The following is a 17248-nucleotide window of genomic DNA, read 5'->3' as shown; positions in this document are numbered from 1 at the left end:
ATATCTCATAGTCTATAGTCTGGCACATTTTTATTTCTTTACCTTCAAATGCTTCATTACCAACAAGATTCCCAACAAGATGTTTAGATAAAAGCCCAACTGATACGTTTTTGTCAGAATTTCCAAACTTGTCCAAAGTCGGATTAAATCTTCTAGTGACATGCGGAAGAAATAACCCTCTGTAGCAATCCATAGAACTAAAAAGACATAACTTCCAGCAGCAAACCATTTCGTCCACCGTTTTTTTAGGAAGAAAGCAATCAAGAGCGAACAGATAAAGACAGCTGTTACAATGGCATGTTCCATCAAAAAAGTAAAACCGTAATAGGTTTCCACAAAACGTCTACCATTATCCGCATTCGCTCCTTTTAAAAAAGGTAGTGCAAAACTTAAAATAAAACAGAGTTCCAGTATATAACTTTTTAAGATTTTCATAGTACACCTCCTATAAATTGTGAATCCCAAAGCCCCCTTTATTGGCTTATAAGTCAGGAGAAAGTAGCTCCTACCTCATCAAGAAATTGGTCAACCCTATCTACTTCTATTATACGATATTGGTTTACTATCATCAAGAAACCGCTTTATTTTTTTAGCTTTTTATGGTATGATAAACAAAATATCTAGGGGAAAACAAATGACCAACGAATTTTTACATTTTGAAAAAATCAGCCGCCAGACTTGGCAATCGTTACATCGAAAGACAACACCTCCTTTGACAGAAGAGGAATTAGAATCCATCAAGAGTTTTAATGACCAGATTAGCTTGCAGGATGTTACCGATGTCTATCTCCCCCTAGCCCATCTCATCCAGATTTACAAGCGTACCAAGGATGATTTGGCCTTTTCAAAAGGGATTTTCCTTCAACGTGAAAGCAAATCCCAGCCTTTTATCATTGGGGTTTCTGGGAGTGTTGCCGTTGGAAAATCCACAACCAGTCGCCTACTTCAAATCTTACTGTCCCGTACGCTTACAGATGCTAGGGTTGAGTTGGTAACAACCGATGGCTTTCTCTATCCCAACCAGACCTTGATTGAGCAAGGGATTCTAAATCGTAAGGGATTTCCTGAAAGCTATGATATGGAAGCTCTTCTCAACTTCCTGGATCACATCAAAAATGGACAAGATGTAGATATTCCTGTCTATTCTCATGAAGTCTACGACATCGTACCTGAGGAAAAGCAGAGCGTCAAAGCTGCTGATTTTGTCATTGTTGAGGGAATAAATGTCTTTCAAAATCCACAAAATGAGCGTCTCTACATTACTGACTTCTTTGACTTTTCCATCTATGTTGATGCTGCAGTCGATGACATCGAGAGTTGGTATCTAGACCGTTTCTTGAAAATGCTGAGCCTAGCCCAAAACGACCCTGATAGCTACTATTATCGTTTTACACAAATGCCGATTGGGGAAGTGGAATCCTTTGCCCATCAGGTCTGGACCAGTATCAATCTCACAAATTTACAAAATTATATTGAACCAACTAGAAATCGTGCAGAAGTGATTCTTCATAAAACAAAGAACCATGAAATCGATGAAATTTACTTAAAAAAATAATTTTCCCTTGTCAAAACGTAAGTTTTCAGATATAATGGTATAGTTAGTAAATATGGAGGTAAGAACATTGGCAAACATTAAATCAGCTATCAAACGCGCTGAATTGAACGTTAAACAAAACGAAAAGAACTCAGCTCAAAAATCAGCTATGCGTACTGCTATCAAAGCTTTCGAAGCAAACCCATCTGAAGAACTTTTCCGTGCTGCTAGCTCAGCTATCGATAAAGCAGAAACTAAAGGTTTGATTCACAAAAACAAAGCAAGCCGCGATAAAGCTCGTCTTTCAGCTAAACTTGCTAAATAAGAAACAGTCCATAGAGGCTGTTTTTTTGTCCCCAAATAGGAAAAGGTAGAAAATGAAAATCGCAATTATCGGATATTCTGGTGCTGGTAAGTCAACTCTAGCTGAAAAGCTGTCTCACTGCTACTCCATCCCAAAACTTCACATGGACACACTCCAATTTCAACCCGGTTGGCAAGACAGTGATCGTGAATGGATGTTGACCGAGATGGAAAATTTTCTCACAAAGCATGAAGCTTGGGTCATTGATGGGAATTATTCTTGGTGTTTCTATGAGGAAAGAATGCAGGATGCTGACCAAATCATCTTTCTCAATTTTTCTCGCTGGAATTGTCTGCTACGAGCCTTTAAACGATACCTCACATACCGAGGCAAGGTCAGAGAAAGTATGGCAGCTGGTTGTCAAGAACAATTTAATTGGGAGTTTATCAGATGGATTCTTTGGGACGGACGGAGCAAATCCGCTAAGGAACGCTACAAGTGGATTCAAAAAAACTATCCATATAAAGTGGTCATCCTCAGATCACAAAAAGAGATAGATCAATTTCTAGATAAGAAAAGGAAGTCCTCCAATTCATAAAGAAGGGCTTCCTTTTTAGATATAATTACTCTGCAATCAAGGTTTCTAATCCAACCTTCATCATATCAGTGAAGGTATTTTGACGTTCTTCTGCAGTTGTGTCTTCGTCTGGATTAACCAAGCTATCAGAGATTGTCATAATAGCTAGCGCGTCAACATGGTGTTGGGCTGCCAGATAGTAAAGGGCTGCTGCTTCCATTTCCACAGCCTTGACTCCCCATTTACCAAGCTCGATGTTCTTTTCAAAGTAGTTTGAATAAAAGACATCAGAAGACAAAACGTTCCCAACGTGGGTGGTCATACCAAGTTCTTTGGCGATATGGTAGGCCTTGTCCAGCAAATCAAAGCTAGCGATTTGTGGGAAATCGTACTGTGGCCAGTCATTGCGGATGATGTTAGAGTTGGTTGCAGCTGCTTGCGCCAAAACTAATTCACGAACGTGAACATCTTCATTCAATGAACCTGCTGTTCCCACACGGATCAATTTTTTCACACCATAGTCAACAATCAACTCACGCGCATAAATCGAAATAGATGGCATCCCCATCCCGGTTCCCATGACGGATACACGGTGGCCCTTGTAAGTACCAGTGTAACCAAACATGTTACGCACTTCGTTAAAACAAACAGCATCTTCAAGGAAATTCTCCGCAATAAACTTAGCACGAAGAGGATCCCCAGGAAGAAGAATTTTATCAGCAATTTCACCCTGCTGAGCAGCAATATGGATAGACATAATATAAGATACCAAACCCGTCAAAAAGCAAAGGGAAAATAGGAGTTGGGTGCAGTGAGCGATGCTCGCTAGACCAACTATCTTTTTCCCACTGCTTTTAGGGTGGGTTCAATTCCTTTCTTTCTTAATTTTGATGATATTGAGAAGATTAGTCTGGCTTCAATTCAAACCCGAACTTCTCTTCTCTTCTGAGTTTTTAGAAAAGTTTTCCGCTCGTGTTCTAATCAAAACACACGCTCTACCTTTCTTTTTTTATTTTTATATTTCATAGCTAGGAAAAATCGGATTCAACCATGACTCCGATAAGCCTACTTCATTTTTATTTAAAACAGTTATAAATAAATTGAGAGTTTTTTTAATATTTTAAATCAAATCATTGACTAGAAGAAATGGGCATTTCCTACCTAATTACTTTATTATTTGACTTCTGACACAGTATGTTAGCCCAAGAAAAACGGTCTAATATTTTTGCAAATTCATAGGCTAAAACAGCTGTTACTAAGAGATACGGAAGAGAATCTATACCTAGCCCAGTGAAACCTATAACTAATCCAGTTGCAGAAATGGGTGCCCTCAAGGTCACAGATAAAAAGCAAACAGATCCCAAAAGTAAAATGCTTGGCTGGCTATCCACACCTAGAATTATGCCCAAGAGAGCAGCTCCAGCCATCCCCAAGGCAAAAGATGGTGTAAGGGTACCACCATAGGCCCCTGCCCACAGAATAATAAGAACAACTAATGCTTTTAATATAAACAAAAGGAGTACTGTTTTGCCATTGCTACCATTCAATACTTCCTGAGCCATCATACGTCCATTTCCAAGTAGATGTGGAAAATAACTTGCTAATCCAATAAGAAAAAGAAAAGCTGTAGGCAATGTGAGAAGTACTCGTTTATCTTTTATTCTGTTTGAAGACGCTGCCTTACTTAAGCAACCAAAAAGCCAAGCTGGTGGGGTTAAGAAAAGAAGTAATAAGGGAATAATCCATATTTCCTTTAATGACCATGTGATCGATGGAATCTGGTAGAGAGCCTGATCTGAAATAACCAAGCCTGCTATATAGGTTGAGACATAAGTAGTCAAACCGACTAAGACAAATCGTTTAATAGATAGAGCAATTCCAAGGGTTTCAAAAACAAAGAAGACACTTGTTAATGGAACCTGATAAACAGCCGCTAAACCAGCACCAGCACCACAAGCAAGGAGAAAGATGCGATCCTTCATAGACAGTATACATATTTTTCCAATTGGTCCTGCAAATAGAGTCCCAATCTCTCGTGGCGCAGCTTCTTTGCCAATAGGGGCTCCCCCTCCAACTGCAATAATCTGCCAAATTGAATGAAATAGCTGTCTTAAAAAATGAAGCTTGTATTGTGAAGTCTCATCCTTCATCTGAGCTTTGATGGAATAAATCTTCGACCCTTTTTGCAAGAAGTACCAGACTAAGGACGAGCTAAGACCCACCATTATTAAACTTAGTCCTATCCGTGAGGAGGAAACTCCATCTGTCAAAAATCCACTATGATGCTCTGACTGACCAAAAGCTAGCTCCTCCACCATCTCTAAAAGATAATGGAGAACTATACCAGATAAACCCGAAACTATTCCTTGCAGAATTACTGCTATGAATAATCTAAAATTATAAGGGATTTTTCGAAAAATACTCCTCAATTCTATTAACATGATTACAATTCTGCAAGAATCGCTTTAAGCAAGCCTTTGAAGTCGCCTTTAACACGTTCCGTCACTTCTACAACTTCTTCGTGGTTGAGTTCTTCTTGGAATCCAGCTGCAAAGTTAGTAATACATGAAATTCCTAGAACTTTCAAGCCCGAGTGGGCTGCCACAATAACTTCAGGAACAGTGGACATACCGACTGCATCTGCTCCCAGTGTCTTATAAGCACGGATTTCTGCTGGTGTTTCATAAGTTGGACCAGTAACACCGATATAGACACCTTCATCAAGCTTGATACCAAGTTTTTTAGCCACTTCATGGGCAGTAGCACGGTATTCTGGTGTATAGGCCTTAGACATATCTGGGAAACGTGGACCAAAATCATCCAAGTTTTCACCCATCAATGGATTTTGCCCCGTCATATTGATATGGTCTGAGATAGCCATCAAGGTACCAGGACCAAATCCAATCCCTCCAGCTGCATTGGTTACAATGACACCTTCACATCCAAGAACTTTCATCACACGTACTGGGAAAGTCACGACTTCAAGAGGATTTCCTTCGTAGAAATGGAAGCGACCTTGAAGAGCCAAGACTTTTCGACCTGCAAGGTCACCATATACCAATTTACCAGCGTGACCAACTACTGTAGAGCGGCCCCAGTTTGGAATCTCAGCATAGTCTACTACAACTGGATTTTCGATCTCTTCTGCAAGTTCTCCAAGTCCAGATCCAAGGATTAGACCGAACTCAGGCGTTTGGATTCCCTTGTCTTTCAGGAAGGCAGCTGTTTCATTGATCTTATCTAAAAATGTCATTGTGTGTCTCCTTTATTAGTTTTTTAGCATTTGACCGATTTTGTCAAAAGTTTTAGCATTACGAATGGTGATTTGGCGGTAGAAAGGCATCTTGAGTAAGTATTTGTGATAGGCTGTTTCGTAGTATGATTCTTCAGAGAATTTCCCCCAGAAAATCCCAAGTCTTCCAAAATGAACGACTTCATCTTTCAATTCCAAACTTTCAACTGTCTCAATGACTTGAGCCACATCCAAGCCCTCCGTGTAAAAGAGGACATCCTTTCGTGCCAAATCTTTGGTCCACCAATCTGGCAGATTCTTCAGCTCTTCTTCATAATCTTCCTGACTCAGCAAAGAAAAGCTCTGAATAAATGGATAATGGACTGCAAGGAAAGCCTCTAACTTTTCAACCAATCGGACTTTGGGATCTGTCGAAGTAAAGAAAATGTTGCCACTATTGATGTAGGTTTCAACCTTTCCCAGTCCCAACTCTGTCAATTCTTGACGAAGTTGCGCCATGACAACTTTATTTTTCCCACCTACATTAATGCCCCGAACAAGTAAAGCATATCGCGTCATCTTATACCAATTTATCTAAGAAACTTTCCCCAATCATGGCAGTTTCAACACCAAAGTTATCGGCAATAGTCGCTGAGATATCTGCAAAATGTCCTACTGGAATGACACCATTTCCTTTAAAGGCAGGGCTGTAGGCCAATAATGGAATATATTCACGAGTGTGGTCTGTTCCTGCATACGTTGGGTCGTTTCCATGGTCCGCAGTAATCAAGAGAAGGTCGTTCTCTCTCATGGCTGCGATAATTTCAGGCAAGCGCTCATCAAACTCATGCAAACAATCACGGTAACCGTGAGCATTGCGGCGGTGGCCGTAAAGGGCATCAAAGTCAACTAAGTTTGTGAAGGAGAATCCTTTTTCAAACTCAGCAAGTCCCATAGTCTTCAATAGTGTATCAATTCCATGGCTGTTTGACTTGTTGTGTCCCATGTCATGATTGATTCCTGCACCGTTAAAGATATCATTGATTTTACCAACAGCGTAAGTATCGATACCAGCTTCATTCAATTTATCCAAAACAGTCGGTGCAAATGGAGATACGGCCAAGTCACGACGATTTGCTGTACGAGTGAAGTTACCTGGTTCACCCACATAAGGACGGGCAATGATACGACCTAGAAGAGCAGGGCGCTCAAGGGTTATCGAACGAGCGTATTCACAGATACGGTATAGTTCATCCAAAGGAATGATGTCTTCGTGGGCAGCAATCTGCAAAACAGGATCAGCCGAAGTATAGATAATCAACTCCCCAGTTTCCATCTGACGTGGTCCAAAGTCATCGATAACAGCTGTTCCTGAGTAAGGTTTGTTAGCTTCACGAATAACCTTGCGTCCTGAAAATTCTTCGATTTTTGTCAGGATTTCTTCTGGGAATCCATTCCAGAAAGTATCGAAAGGCTCAGTAATGTTGAGTCCCATGATTTCCCAGTGTCCAGTCATGGTATCCTTACCAAGGGATACTTCCTCTAATTTTGTTGCATATCCAGTTGGATTGCTTTCTGCAGGTACAGTCTTAAGAGGAGTTTCACGAGGAATATTTCCCAGACCAATTTTAGCCATGTTTGGGACATTCAAACCAACTGCTTTTGAAATGTGTCCTAATGTGTCAGAAGCACCATCTGGAACTCCTGCATTGACAAAGTTATTAGCATCTGGTGCAGCACCGATTCCTACAGAATCTAATACCACCAAGTGAATACGATTAAATTTTGACATAGTGTATCTCCTTATTATTTTAGTTATCTTGCTTTTGTTGAAGTTAAAATCTGAACCCCGTCTCGTCCAGCAACGATGACCTTATCCACCATTTGGTTGAATAAGCCGTGCTCCACGACGCCAACGACATGGTCCAATTCTTGCCCTAAAGCAATTGGATCTTCAATGACATCCAAGGCAAGGTCAATGATAAAGTTCTGCATATCGGTCACAAAACGTTGGCCATCTTTTTCACGGAAACTTGGTTTGTAGCCAGCTCGCTCAAAACGACGAAAGACCTGCTCTGCACCATACTGAACCACTTCTACTGGCAATTTAAAAGCACCCAGTTTGTCGACCAGCTTGCTTTCATCCACTACCCAAATATATTCTTTTGAGGGCGTTGCGACAACCTTCTCCATGAGAAGGGCACCACCACCGCCTTTGATTCCATTAAACTGACTATCCACTTCATCCGCCCCGTCGACTGTCACATCGACAAAGTCTACTTGGTCAATAGACTTGAGTGGGATATTAAGCCCTTCAGCCTGTTTACTAGTCACGCTAGAAGTCGTTACAGCTGTAATCTGCAACCCTTCTTCCTTGATACGACGACCAATTTCTTCGACAAAATAATAGGCAGTAGAACCCGTTCCCAGTCCGACAACCATCCCATTATTGACAAACTCAGCAGCCTTGATACCTGCCATTTTCTTCAGATTTTCCACTCAAACACCTCCATTAAAGAGCTATTTCTATTATAACATGTATCCGTTTTTATTTCATGGATACACTAGAAAAACCCGAACATTTTTATTTTTATGTCCACCTTGTTTTGGTAGTTAGAATCTTAGTTATGAGAACTTGTAGATAAAAACAGGTCCTAGCCAAAAGCAGCAACAGTTGATTTTTTATCATAAAGATGATTAAATAGTTAAGTACAGAAAAGGAGAAATAGAATGAACCCATTAGATTTGTTTAACCAAGTAAAAGAATTAATCGAAACAAAAGATTTCGAAGCTGCAAAAACATTTGTTGCAGAAAATCAAGAACAGCTTGGAGAATACTTCTCTCAAGCTCAGCAGTTGATTTCTGGTTCTGAAGGTCTAGATGGCCTCGTTGGAAAGATTAAAGGATTTTTCTAAAAATATAAAGGCGCCTGAAACCATCAGGTGCCTTTTTGAGATATTTTTTTCATTATTTTGGGCAGATAAGAGCTGATTTCCGTCGGCAAGACCACATAATGTTCTTGAGCTAGTTCTTGGGCTATGGCTGAATGAAGATGGGTTGCTACTGCCACACGTTCGTAGAGACTGGCCTGTCGGAATTGGCCTGCAAATCCTGCAATCATTCCAGCAAGAGTATCTCCCATTCCCCCAGTAGCCTGATAGGGACCACCAACCTGTAACTGGTAATAATCAGACTGGCCAACCTGCCAAATACGAGTAGCCGGACCTTTCTCTACCAAAATTGTTCCTTGAGGAAAGGAAGTCAGGGCACTAGCTGTTGCATCTTCGTTTTGCTTTTCAATAGTAATTCCAGACAGTTTTTCCCATTCTTTTTGGTGGGGAGTTAAGATAAGCTGACACGAAGGAAATGATAATCTAGTTCTAGCAAGGATGGTTAAGGCCCCTCCGTCTAAAATCAAAATCTGATTCTGTCTTAATCTAGCAAAAACCTGTTTTACTAGATTTTCTCCAAAAGCATCGTCTCGTAAACCAGGTCCCACTAAGACCACTTCTGCCCTCTCCAACTGCTCTTTTAACAGTTGCTGGTCTTGAAGAGAAAAGGCCATAGCCTCAGGTAAATGACTGTGCAAAGCTGGGATATTTTCCCTATCCGTTCCAACAGTCACCAATCCTGCACCGCTTTTTACAGCTGCTAAAGCAGCCATGACGATAGCACCACCATAGGGATAAGTCCCACCAAGCAAGAGCAGACGGCCATAGTCTCCTTTATGACTTGTACGAGAACGTTCAATAATGACTTTTTCTAGTAAGGCTTGATCAATCACTTTCATCGTTTTTTCCTCTCACATTTATTATACAACAAAAAGGAGGCACATACCTCCTTTTATAAACTTATTTCTAAAATTTAATATTCATTTCTGCCATTTTAGATATAGCTATAGAAAATACACTTTTCTCAGAAAATTTTTCTCTTATTTTCTATCCAATGTCCGGAGTGCTGCTTGATAAGTTTGCTCCATCAGCATAGTAATGGTCATAGGACCTACACCTCCAGGAACTGGCGTAATATGGCTAGCAAGTGGGGCAACTGCCTCATAATCCACATCCCCACAGAGCTTACCATTTTCATCACGATTCATCCCAACGTCAATGACTACTGCACCTGGTTTGACAAAGTCAGCAGTCACAAACTTGGCACGACCGATTGCAACAACCAGAATATCTGCTTTAGCAGCCACCTTGGCAAGATTATGAGTCCGTGAGTGGGTCAAAGTCACTGTCGCATTCTTTGCCAAAAGAAGCTGGGCCATAGGTTTTCCAACGATATTGGAACGACCGATGACGACCGCATTTTTACCTTCCAAGTCAATCCCATATTCATGAAACATTTCCATAATCCCTGCAGGTGTAGAAGGAATCATGACTGGATGACCAGACCAAAGACGCCCCATGTTTAAGGGATGGAAACCATCCACATCCTTTTCTGGGTCAATGGCCAACAAAACTGCCTCTTCATCAATATGTTTTGGTAATGGTAACTGGACCAATATCCCATGCCAAGCTGAATCTTGATTGTATTTGGCAATCAAGTCTAACAATTCCTCTTGAGTAATGGTATCTGGAACTCGCACAACTTCACTACGGAAACCAGCCGCAAGGGCTGACCTCTCCTTGTTACGAACATAGACTTGGCTTGCTGGATTATCCCCAACCAAAATCACTACCAAACCAGGTAATAAACCTGTCTCTTCCTTTAATTTTTCAGTCTTTTCAGCCAACTGTCCTTGTAACTTAGCTGCCAGAGCCTTCCCATCAATAATCTGTGTCATATCACTTCTCTTTTCTTTCAAATATCTTCCATTATACCAAAAACTGCTAATCCCCTCTAACACTTCTTTCCTAGGCTATCTTATAGTTTCAAACTATAAGAAAAAGCTCGGTTCGAGCTTTTCATTAATCTATATTTTATATGTAAAGTTGGCTACAAATAGCTAAACAAAGCTAACTTATAAAACCTTACTCAAGAAGTCTTTAGTCCGTTGTTCTTGAGTTTGTTCAAAAATCTGTTCAGGTGTTCCGTCTTCAACAACCACACCGTCTGCCATAAAGATGACACGGTCTGCCACCTCACGAGCAAATCCCATCTCATGTGTTACGATAACCATGGTCATTCCTGACTTGGCTAGGTCTTGCATAACAGCCAACACTTCACCTACCATTTCAGGGTCCAGGGCTGAAGTTGGCTCGTCAAAGAGCAAAACATCTGGTTCCATAGCTAAGCCACGCGCAATAGCAATCCGCTGTTGCTGGCCACCTGACAAACTCTGTGGATAAGCAGTTGCCTTATCTGGTAAGCCAACTTTTTCCAAAAGTTCCTGAGCTCTCTTCTCTGCAACGGCCTTACTTTCACCTTTGGTCTTGATAGGAGACAAAGTGATATTTTCCATCACGGTCATATTAGGAAAGAGATTAAATTGTTGGAAGACCATGCCCATCTTCTCACGCATGGCAAACAGGTCATTCTTCTTGTCCGTAATATCAACTCCCTCAAAGATAACCTTCCCTTTTGTTGCTTCTTCCAACAAATTCATAGAACGAAGCAAGGTAGATTTCCCGCTTCCTGAAGGACCAATGATAACGACAACTTCTCCTCTTTTAATCTCGAGGTTGATGCCCTTCAATACTTCATTCTTTCCAAAGGATTTATGTAAATTTTCAATTTTTATCAAGGTTTCTGTCATTATTTCTTATCTCCTTGTCCCATACGTTTTTCAAAAGCTTTCAAGGCTACTGTCAAAATAGAGGTCATAATCAAGTAATAAAAGGCTGCAAATAAAAGTGGTGTTAAAGGTAGATAGGTTGTTGTAGAAACTGTTGTAGCTCCGTTCCACAACTCCATAACACCGATAGCTGATAAGAGGGAACTATCCTTGATAATAGTGATAAATTCGTTTCCCAATGCTGGCAAAATATTTTTGATAGCTTGTGGCAAAATCACATAGCGCATCGCATTTTTAGGACGAATCCCTAAAGAATAGGCCGCCTCTAACTGACCCTTAGGAACCGCATTAATTCCGGCACGAACAGTCTCAGAAACATAAGCACCACTGTTCATAGAGATAATCAAAATCCCTGGAATCAGACGAGAAAGGTCAACACCTAAAATTCCAACCTGAATAGTCGGAGCATTGATGTGCATAAGGGCAAAGGCAATCATAATCTGAACCATCATCGGTGTCCCACGGAAAATCCAAACGTACAAGTTGGCGAGCCAAACAAACGGTTTAAACTTTGAACGTTGCCCAAAAGCCAAGACAACACCCAAAATAGTTCCCAAAAAGACAACACAGATAGAAATGAGAACCGTCACAACAGCCCCATAGTTAAAATAAGGTAAATACTTAGGTAAAAAAGAAAAATTCATAGTCACACTGCTTTCTAAAATAGAATACTGTATGATTATAACATGCATTGAATTAAAATTCAAACCTTTTATCCAATTTATTCAAAAAATCTTTAAGCTGGTAGAATTAGCGAGAAATCTTAGTTTTTTCTAGGCAAGTTGGCCTCCTTTATGGTAAAATAGTAACGATAAGAAATGAAGGAGAATCAAAATGGAATCACATTTGGTTAGAATCATCAACCGCCTTGAAGCAATGGCAAAAGATGGCGGAAATTTAAAACGTAATTTTGAACGCGAAGGAGTTGTTGTTGCAGAAGTTGCATACAGCCACGACGAAGAAAACGGATCAATCTTTACCCTTCGTGATGTCGAAGCTCGCGAAACTTATACGTTTGATAGCATTGACTTGATTGCAATGGAGATTTACGAACTCCTTTACTAATACAAAGCAAGCTGGGATTACACCCTGCATGTCTAACCACAATCCTTTTTGTCTCACAAATAGGATTTTTTTATAGTCTAAATTCACAAAGATTTTCATTGTAACAACTTCTCAAAGCTGCAATCTTTTTACTTGCTTTACACCCCAATCCTGTTATAATGAGAGTATAGAAATTTGACTATTTTTGACCTTTAAATAGGTCAGGCTAAAGAAAGAAATGAGGTAGATGTATGCTTTGTCAAAACTGTAAAATCAATGACTCAACGATTCATCTTTATACCAATCTCAATGGAAAGCAAAAACAAATTGACCTCTGTCAAAACTGTTATAAGATTATCAAAACAGATCCTAACAATAGCCTCTTTAAAGGTATTACGGATCTGAACAATCGTGACTTTGATCCCTTTGGTGATTTCTTCAATGACCTAAACAATTTTAGACCTTCTAACAACACTCCACCGACTCCCCCAACCCAATCAGGTGGAGGTTACGGTGGAAATGGCGGTTATGGTTCCCAAAATCGTGGACCTGCTCAAACTCCTCCACCAAGCCAAGAAAAAGGCCTGCTGGAAGAATTTGGTATCAACGTAACTGAAATTGCCCGTCGTGGCGATATTGACCCCGTTATTGGACGCGACGATGAGATTATCCGTGTCATCGAGATTCTCAATCGTAGAACCAAGAATAATCCTGTTCTTATCGGTGAACCTGGTGTCGGAAAAACTGCCGTTGTCGAAGGTCTAGCTCAGAAAATTGTTGATGGCGATGTTCCACATAAACTCCAAGGCAAACAAGTCATCCGTTTGGATGTAGTTAGCTTAGTTCAAGGAACGGGTATCCGTGGACAATTTGAAGAACGCATGCAAAAACTCATGGAAGAAATTCGCAAACGTGAGGATATTATCCTCTTTATCGATGAAATCCATGAAATTGTTGGTGCGGGGTCTGCGGGCGATGGCAATATGGACGCAGGAAATATCCTCAAGCCAGCCCTTGCTCGTGGGGAACTGCAACTGGTCGGTGCCACTACCCTCAATGAATACCGTATCATTGAAAAAGATGCTGCCCTAGAGCGTCGTATGCAACCTGTTAAGGTCGATGAACCAACCGTAGAAGAAACAATCACTATCCTCAAAGGAATTCAAAAGAAATACGAAGACTACCACCACGTTCAGTATACCGATGCTGCAATTGAAGCAGCTGCAACTCTTTCCAATCGCTACATCCAAGATCGCTTCTTACCTGACAAGGCCATTGACCTCCTAGATGAAGCAGGTTCTAAGATGAACTTAACCTTGAATTTTGTTGATCCTAAAGTAATTGATCAACGCTTGATTGAGGCTGAAAATCTTAAATCTCAAGCTACACGAGAGGAAGATTTTGAGAAGGCCGCCTACTTCCGCGACCAGATTGCCAAGTATAAGGAAATGCAAAAGAAAAAGGTCACAGACCAGGATACTCCTATCATCAGTGAAAAAACCATTGAGCACATTATCGAGCAGAAAACCAGCATTCCTGTTGGCGATTTGAAAGAGAAAGAACAATCTCAACTCATCCATCTAGCTGAAGACCTCAAGTCTCATGTTATTGGACAGGACGATGCAGTTGATAAGATAGCCAAGGCTATTCGCCGTAATCGTGTCGGTCTCGGTACGCCTAACCGCCCAATCGGAAGCTTCCTCTTCGTCGGACCAACTGGTGTCGGTAAGACAGAACTTTCCAAACAACTAGCCATTGAACTTTTTGGTTCTGCTGACAGCATGATTCGCTTTGATATGAGTGAATATATGGAAAAACACAGTGTGGCGAAATTAGTCGGTGCCCCTCCAGGTTATGTCGGCTATGACGAGGCTGGGCAATTAACTGAAAAAGTCCGCCGCAATCCCTACTCTCTTATTCTCTTGGATGAAGTAGAGAAAGCCCATCCAGATGTCATGCATATGTTCCTTCAAGTATTGGACGATGGTCGTTTAACAGATGGACAAGGACGTACCGTTAGCTTCAAGGACGCTATCATCATCATGACTTCAAATGCAGGTACAGGTAAGGCAGAAGCCAGCGTTGGATTTGGGGCTGCTAGAGAAGGACGTACCAACTCTGTTCTCGGTGAACTCGGTAACTTCTTTAGCCCAGAGTTTATGAACCGTTTTGATGGTATTATCGAATTTAAGGCTCTCAGCAAGGACAACCTCCTTCAGATTGTCGAGCTTATGCTTGCAGACGTTAACAAGCGCCTTTCTAGCAACAACATTCATTTAGATGTAACTGAAAAGGTAAAGGAAAAATTAGTTGACCTCGGTTATGATCCAAAAATGGGGGCGCGGCCACTCCGTCGTACCATTCAAGACCATATTGAAGATGCTATCACAGACTACTACCTTGAAAATCCAAGCGAAAAAGACCTCAAGGCAGTTATGACCAGCAAGGGCAACATTCAAATCAAATCTGCCAAAAAAGCTGAAAAAATCAAAGAGAATACTTCTGAAATAGAAGATTAGAACTCATAAAAAGAACAGGAAACAAGATCTCCTGTTCTTTTTAATTCTCTTCTTGAACTTGATAGCGAAGAATTGTTTTCAATTTGCTTGACTCCGTTCGATGAAGGTTATTGAGATAGATTTCTCGGTGGAACTCCGTAATTCTTTTGAGTTTATGAAGTTGACAAAAATCTTCCATATCTGCAAAAGTCTCATTTTCTGTATCAAAAGGTCCTACATGAAGCATAGCAAGACTTAGGCCTTCTTCTATTTTTTCAAAATGAATAGCCTCATAGAGAAGATTTGGCTTCTTGATTTTCACCTCGTTCAGAGCTTCCTCAAATAGTTCTCGCGTAATATAATCGGGTTGCCCAATCATAATGCTATACGAAAGCTTACTTTTTACCAGTTCTCCTTCCTTCTCCTTTTTCCATACACCTTCTAAAGGAAAGACTGTAAAATCAGTGTAGACTTGATCCAGAGGAGCTTTTTTATACTTCATCTTTATCGCATAAGCTAAGGCATACAAAACTCCTACGCGTTCTGAAAAATCTTCTTGATTTGGATCTCCTTTACCATCAATTACGATATAAGTTTGACCTGGTATCTGTAAGATAGTGGGCCTAGCCTTGACTTGATAAAGAGCTTTCGCTTCTTTTCTCCATTCGTATTTCATTTGATTTTTCTCCTTTCTATCTCTAGTATAGCACTAAAACCCTGACATCTTTTGTCAAGGTTTATAAAGTTTTTGGATTTTTTCTACTCTAAAAAGCAGTTCCTTCCTCAGATAATCGGGATCGAGTATTTCAACCCCATCTAGATAAGACAGGAGGTAAGTATATAGACTTTCATGCTCTGGTAGGACAGTCTTGACATAATAACATCTATCTTTGCCCAAGATAATCTCATCTTCTGAAAAATCTTCATAAACCCGGAAAGCAAGCTTGGGACTAAACTTCAAGGAAACTTCGATTTGATTTGCCACTTGATCTGAACTATCAACGGAATCCATTACGTTTTTCTGCTTCACTATTGCATTTGTTAGGTGACAATTCCTAATTCTAGATAACTTGAAAAAGCGCCAGTCTTCCTTCAAACAACAGTAAGCATGAAGGTACCAATCTCTCTTTTTAAATACGAGTTTAAAAGGTTCAACTGTACGAATCGTTTTCTGACCACTCCCACCTAGATAAGTGATAACCAGTCGCCTCTTCTCTAGAATAGCATGTTTGATATTATCAAATAATTCTTTTTGACCTTCTCGCTTTCTCCAGTCAGTCAAATCTACTTCTATCCAAGGGCTGGTAGAAACTTGAAAAATAGATTCTAATTTTTCAAGTAACAGGTCTTGTCTGTCATCCGTCAGAGCTTGAATCCCTTGCAAAGCAGACAACAGTTCTATTTTTTCATTCTCCGACACAAGAGCGCGATCCAGGACAAAGTCCTTCATTAAAAAAATTCCACCTGAGTTTCCAGGAATCGAATAAATGGGAATCCCCGCCATACTTAAGCGCTCAATATCACGATAAATTGTTCGTACAGACACTTCAAATAATCGGGCTAATTCAGGAGCTGTTGTACTGCCTTTTTCTAAAAGTAGATATAGGATGCGAAATAATCTTGATTCTGCCATAAAATCACCTCCCTTTTATTATACCAGTTAAAGAAGTCCGTTTGGAGAATTTACCCCAATAAATATCGATAAAGTTAAAGTAGATTTTCTTCACAAGTTCGTTGGTTTCTTCTTGACAGCTTGCCCTTTGTCCATTATGATAATAATAACGATACTAGATAATGAGGAAAATGCAATGGCAAACCCAACTTTCGGAGAAAAGAAAGCAAATACAGACTATGTGTCACGCTATGGCGTATATGCAGTTATCCCTGATGCTGAACAAAAACAAATTGTTCTTGTTCAAGCACCTAATGGCGCTTGGTTCTTACCTGGTGGTGAAATTGAAGCAGGTGAAAATCATCAAGAAGCCCTAAAACGTGAATTGATTGAAGAGCTTGGCTTCACAGCTGAAATTGGTGCCTATTACGGACAAGCTGACGAATATTTCTACTCTCGTCATCGTGACACCTACTACTACAATCCTGCCTACCTCTATGAAGCAACTTCTTTCAAAGAAGTGCAAAAGCCACTAGAAGACTTTAATCATATTGCCTGGTTCCCTATTGATGAAGCTATTGAAAATCTCAAACGTGGTAGCCATAAATGGGCAATCCAATCATGGAAAAAACAGCATAAGATTGACTAAATCCAGCCACTTTATTCAAAAAGTGCTATAATAGAATTAGAAAATCGGAGGAAATGT

The 17248-nt window shown here is 40.4% G+C and carries 19 protein-coding genes and 1 pseudogene; 7 read left to right on the top strand and 13 right to left on the bottom strand.

Features of this window, described 5'->3' with window-relative positions; translation table 11 throughout:
* Nucleotides 1–30 precede the first annotated feature (30 nt).
* Nucleotides 31–435: a hypothetical protein gene (locus tag TZ91_RS02660; RefSeq protein ID WP_033684964.1), complete on the bottom strand. Its 405-nt coding sequence runs from the start codon at nucleotides 433–435 to the stop codon at nucleotides 31–33.
* A 199-nt stretch (nucleotides 436–634) separates the two neighbouring features.
* On the opposite strand from TZ91_RS02660, the gene coaA reads away from it, so the two are divergent.
* From coaA to TZ91_RS02645, 3 genes are all read left to right on the top strand, one after another.
* A complete protein-coding gene (coaA, locus tag TZ91_RS02655) occupies nucleotides 635–1555 on the top strand; it encodes a type I pantothenate kinase (RefSeq protein WP_020902939.1) in 921 nt (306 codons plus the stop codon).
* Nucleotides 1556–1622: 67 nt separating this feature from the next.
* Nucleotides 1623–1859, top strand: coding sequence for a 30S ribosomal protein S20 (gene rpsT / locus TZ91_RS02650; RefSeq protein ID WP_001274000.1), 237 nt, complete (start codon nucleotides 1623–1625; stop codon nucleotides 1857–1859).
* A 52-nt stretch (nucleotides 1860–1911) separates the two neighbouring features.
* The gene (locus TZ91_RS02645; RefSeq protein ID WP_020902940.1) at nucleotides 1912–2436 is read left to right on the top strand and encodes a DNA topology modulation protein; all 525 of its coding nucleotides are present in this window, start codon (nucleotides 1912–1914) and stop codon (nucleotides 2434–2436) included.
* 25 nt (nucleotides 2437–2461) lie between these two features.
* Here the strand turns inward: TZ91_RS02645 and deoD are convergent, their stop codons facing one another.
* From deoD to rpiA, 6 genes and pseudogenes are all read right to left on the bottom strand, one after another.
* On the bottom strand, nucleotides 2462–3172 hold the full coding sequence (gene deoD, locus TZ91_RS02640; protein ID WP_000022091.1) for a purine-nucleoside phosphorylase: 711 nt from the start codon (nucleotides 3170–3172) through the stop codon (nucleotides 2462–2464).
* Between the two features lie 400 nt (nucleotides 3173–3572).
* Entirely contained in the window at nucleotides 3573–4856 is a 1284-nt protein-coding gene (locus TZ91_RS02635) for a chloride channel protein (RefSeq protein ID WP_033686675.1), read from the bottom strand.
* Nucleotides 4857–4858: 2 nt separating this feature from the next.
* Nucleotides 4859–5668, bottom strand: coding sequence for a purine-nucleoside phosphorylase (locus TZ91_RS02630; protein ID WP_033686677.1), 810 nt, complete (start codon nucleotides 5666–5668; stop codon nucleotides 4859–4861).
* A pseudogene (locus TZ91_RS02625) lies at nucleotides 5665–6226 on the bottom strand (DUF1697 domain-containing protein). The gene TZ91_RS02630 and the pseudogene TZ91_RS02625 overlap by 4 nt, the downstream one beginning before the upstream one ends.
* 1 nt (nucleotide 6227) lies before the next feature.
* The gene (locus TZ91_RS02620; RefSeq protein WP_033684960.1) at nucleotides 6228–7439 is read right to left on the bottom strand and encodes a phosphopentomutase; all 1212 of its coding nucleotides are present in this window, start codon (nucleotides 7437–7439) and stop codon (nucleotides 6228–6230) included.
* A 23-nt stretch (nucleotides 7440–7462) separates the two neighbouring features.
* The gene (gene rpiA / locus TZ91_RS02615; protein WP_033686681.1) at nucleotides 7463–8146 is read right to left on the bottom strand and encodes a ribose-5-phosphate isomerase RpiA; all 684 of its coding nucleotides are present in this window, start codon (nucleotides 8144–8146) and stop codon (nucleotides 7463–7465) included.
* 231 nt (nucleotides 8147–8377) lie between these two features.
* On the opposite strand from rpiA, the gene TZ91_RS02610 reads away from it, so the two are divergent.
* Nucleotides 8378–8563: a hypothetical protein gene (locus TZ91_RS02610; RefSeq protein ID WP_001068558.1), complete on the top strand. Its 186-nt coding sequence runs from the start codon at nucleotides 8378–8380 to the stop codon at nucleotides 8561–8563.
* A gap of 23 nt (nucleotides 8564–8586) precedes the next feature.
* On the opposite strand, the gene TZ91_RS02605 is transcribed toward TZ91_RS02610, so the two are convergent.
* The 4 genes from TZ91_RS02605 to TZ91_RS02590 all read right to left on the bottom strand — a co-directional run bounded on the left by TZ91_RS02605 (nucleotide 8587) and on the right by TZ91_RS02590 (nucleotide 12032).
* Entirely contained in the window at nucleotides 8587–9438 is an 852-nt protein-coding gene (locus TZ91_RS02605; protein ID WP_033686682.1) for an NAD(P)H-hydrate dehydratase, read from the bottom strand.
* Nucleotides 9439–9579: 141 nt separating this feature from the next.
* Complete coding sequence (locus tag TZ91_RS02600; protein WP_033686684.1) at nucleotides 9580–10437, bottom strand: bifunctional methylenetetrahydrofolate dehydrogenase/methenyltetrahydrofolate cyclohydrolase; 858 nt, start codon at nucleotides 10435–10437, stop codon at nucleotides 9580–9582.
* Nucleotides 10438–10614: 177 nt separating this feature from the next.
* Nucleotides 10615–11349: an amino acid ABC transporter ATP-binding protein gene (locus TZ91_RS02595; protein ID WP_000140955.1), complete on the bottom strand. Its 735-nt coding sequence runs from the start codon at nucleotides 11347–11349 to the stop codon at nucleotides 10615–10617.
* Nucleotides 11349–12032 carry an amino acid ABC transporter permease gene (locus TZ91_RS02590; protein WP_033686685.1) on the bottom strand — a complete coding sequence of 228 codons (684 nt, stop codon included), beginning with the start codon at nucleotides 12030–12032 and terminating at the stop codon, nucleotides 11349–11351. The genes TZ91_RS02595 and TZ91_RS02590 overlap by 1 nt, the downstream gene beginning before the upstream one ends.
* 190 nt (nucleotides 12033–12222) lie before the next feature.
* Between TZ91_RS02590 and TZ91_RS02585 the strand changes: the two genes are divergently transcribed.
* Both TZ91_RS02585 and TZ91_RS02580 read left to right on the top strand, forming a co-directional pair.
* A complete protein-coding gene (locus tag TZ91_RS02585) occupies nucleotides 12223–12453 on the top strand; it encodes a DUF1797 family protein (RefSeq protein WP_000443570.1) in 231 nt (76 codons plus the stop codon).
* A gap of 230 nt (nucleotides 12454–12683) precedes the next feature.
* A complete protein-coding gene (locus TZ91_RS02580) occupies nucleotides 12684–14951 on the top strand; it encodes an ATP-dependent Clp protease ATP-binding subunit (protein WP_033686686.1) in 2268 nt (755 codons plus the stop codon).
* Between the two features lie 40 nt (nucleotides 14952–14991).
* On the opposite strand, the gene TZ91_RS02575 is transcribed toward TZ91_RS02580, so the two are convergent.
* Together TZ91_RS02575 and TZ91_RS02570 are read right to left on the bottom strand one after the other, a co-directional pair.
* On the bottom strand, nucleotides 14992–15606 hold the full coding sequence (locus TZ91_RS02575) for a GyrI-like domain-containing protein (protein ID WP_033686687.1): 615 nt from the start codon (nucleotides 15604–15606) through the stop codon (nucleotides 14992–14994).
* A 54-nt stretch (nucleotides 15607–15660) separates the two neighbouring features.
* On the bottom strand, nucleotides 15661–16563 hold the full coding sequence (locus tag TZ91_RS02570) for a helix-turn-helix transcriptional regulator (protein WP_033686689.1): 903 nt from the start codon (nucleotides 16561–16563) through the stop codon (nucleotides 15661–15663).
* A gap of 175 nt (nucleotides 16564–16738) precedes the next feature.
* Here TZ91_RS02570 and TZ91_RS02565 point away from each other — a divergent pair, with 175 nt between their 5' ends.
* Nucleotides 16739–17191 carry an NUDIX hydrolase gene (locus TZ91_RS02565; RefSeq protein WP_020902950.1) on the top strand — a complete coding sequence of 151 codons (453 nt, stop codon included), beginning with the start codon at nucleotides 16739–16741 and terminating at the stop codon, nucleotides 17189–17191.
* The last annotated feature ends 57 nt before the right edge of the window (nucleotides 17192–17248 follow it).

This window comes from Streptococcus mitis, assembly GCF_000960025.1.
GTDB lineage: Bacteria > Bacillota > Bacilli > Lactobacillales > Streptococcaceae > Streptococcus > Streptococcus mitis_DH.
Note: the sequence above shows the minus strand (reverse complement) of the source record. Positions and strands in the feature narration are given on the sequence as shown.

Excerpts from the sequence above, each read along its gene's own strand:
- TZ91_RS02635 (WP_033686675.1), bottom strand. The coding sequence starts at position 4,856 with ATGTTAATAGAATTGAGGAGTATTTTTCGAAAAATCCCTTATAATTTT.
- coaA (WP_020902939.1), top strand. The coding sequence starts at position 635 with ATGACCAACGAATTTTTACATTTTGAAAAAATCAGCCGCCAGACTTGG.
- TZ91_RS02595 (WP_000140955.1), bottom strand. The coding sequence starts at position 11,349 with ATGACAGAAACCTTGATAAAAATTGAAAATTTACATAAATCCTTTGGA.
- TZ91_RS02570 (WP_033686689.1), bottom strand. The coding sequence starts at position 16,563 with ATGGCAGAATCAAGATTATTTCGCATCCTATATCTACTTTTAGAAAAA.
- deoD (WP_000022091.1), bottom strand. The coding sequence starts at position 3,172 with ATGTCTATCCATATTGCTGCTCAGCAGGGTGAAATTGCTGATAAAATT.
- TZ91_RS02605 (WP_033686682.1), bottom strand. The coding sequence starts at position 9,438 with ATGAAAGTGATTGATCAAGCCTTACTAGAAAAAGTCATTATTGAACGT.
- TZ91_RS02645 (WP_020902940.1), top strand. The coding sequence starts at position 1,912 with ATGAAAATCGCAATTATCGGATATTCTGGTGCTGGTAAGTCAACTCTA.
- TZ91_RS02610 (WP_001068558.1), top strand. The coding sequence starts at position 8,378 with ATGAACCCATTAGATTTGTTTAACCAAGTAAAAGAATTAATCGAAACA.
- TZ91_RS02660 (WP_033684964.1), bottom strand. The coding sequence starts at position 435 with ATGAAAATCTTAAAAAGTTATATACTGGAACTCTGTTTTATTTTAAGT.
- TZ91_RS02565 (WP_020902950.1), top strand. The coding sequence starts at position 16,739 with ATGGCAAACCCAACTTTCGGAGAAAAGAAAGCAAATACAGACTATGTG.
- TZ91_RS02585 (WP_000443570.1), top strand. The coding sequence starts at position 12,223 with ATGGAATCACATTTGGTTAGAATCATCAACCGCCTTGAAGCAATGGCA.
- TZ91_RS02575 (WP_033686687.1), bottom strand. The coding sequence starts at position 15,606 with ATGAAATACGAATGGAGAAAAGAAGCGAAAGCTCTTTATCAAGTCAAG.
- TZ91_RS02590 (WP_033686685.1), bottom strand. The coding sequence starts at position 12,032 with ATGAATTTTTCTTTTTTACCTAAGTATTTACCTTATTTTAACTATGGG.
- TZ91_RS02620 (WP_033684960.1), bottom strand. The coding sequence starts at position 7,439 with ATGTCAAAATTTAATCGTATTCACTTGGTGGTATTAGATTCTGTAGGA.
- TZ91_RS02580 (WP_033686686.1), top strand. The coding sequence starts at position 12,684 with ATGCTTTGTCAAAACTGTAAAATCAATGACTCAACGATTCATCTTTAT.
- TZ91_RS02630 (WP_033686677.1), bottom strand. The coding sequence starts at position 5,668 with ATGACATTTTTAGATAAGATCAATGAAACAGCTGCCTTCCTGAAAGAC.
- TZ91_RS02600 (WP_033686684.1), bottom strand. The coding sequence starts at position 10,437 with ATGACACAGATTATTGATGGGAAGGCTCTGGCAGCTAAGTTACAAGGA.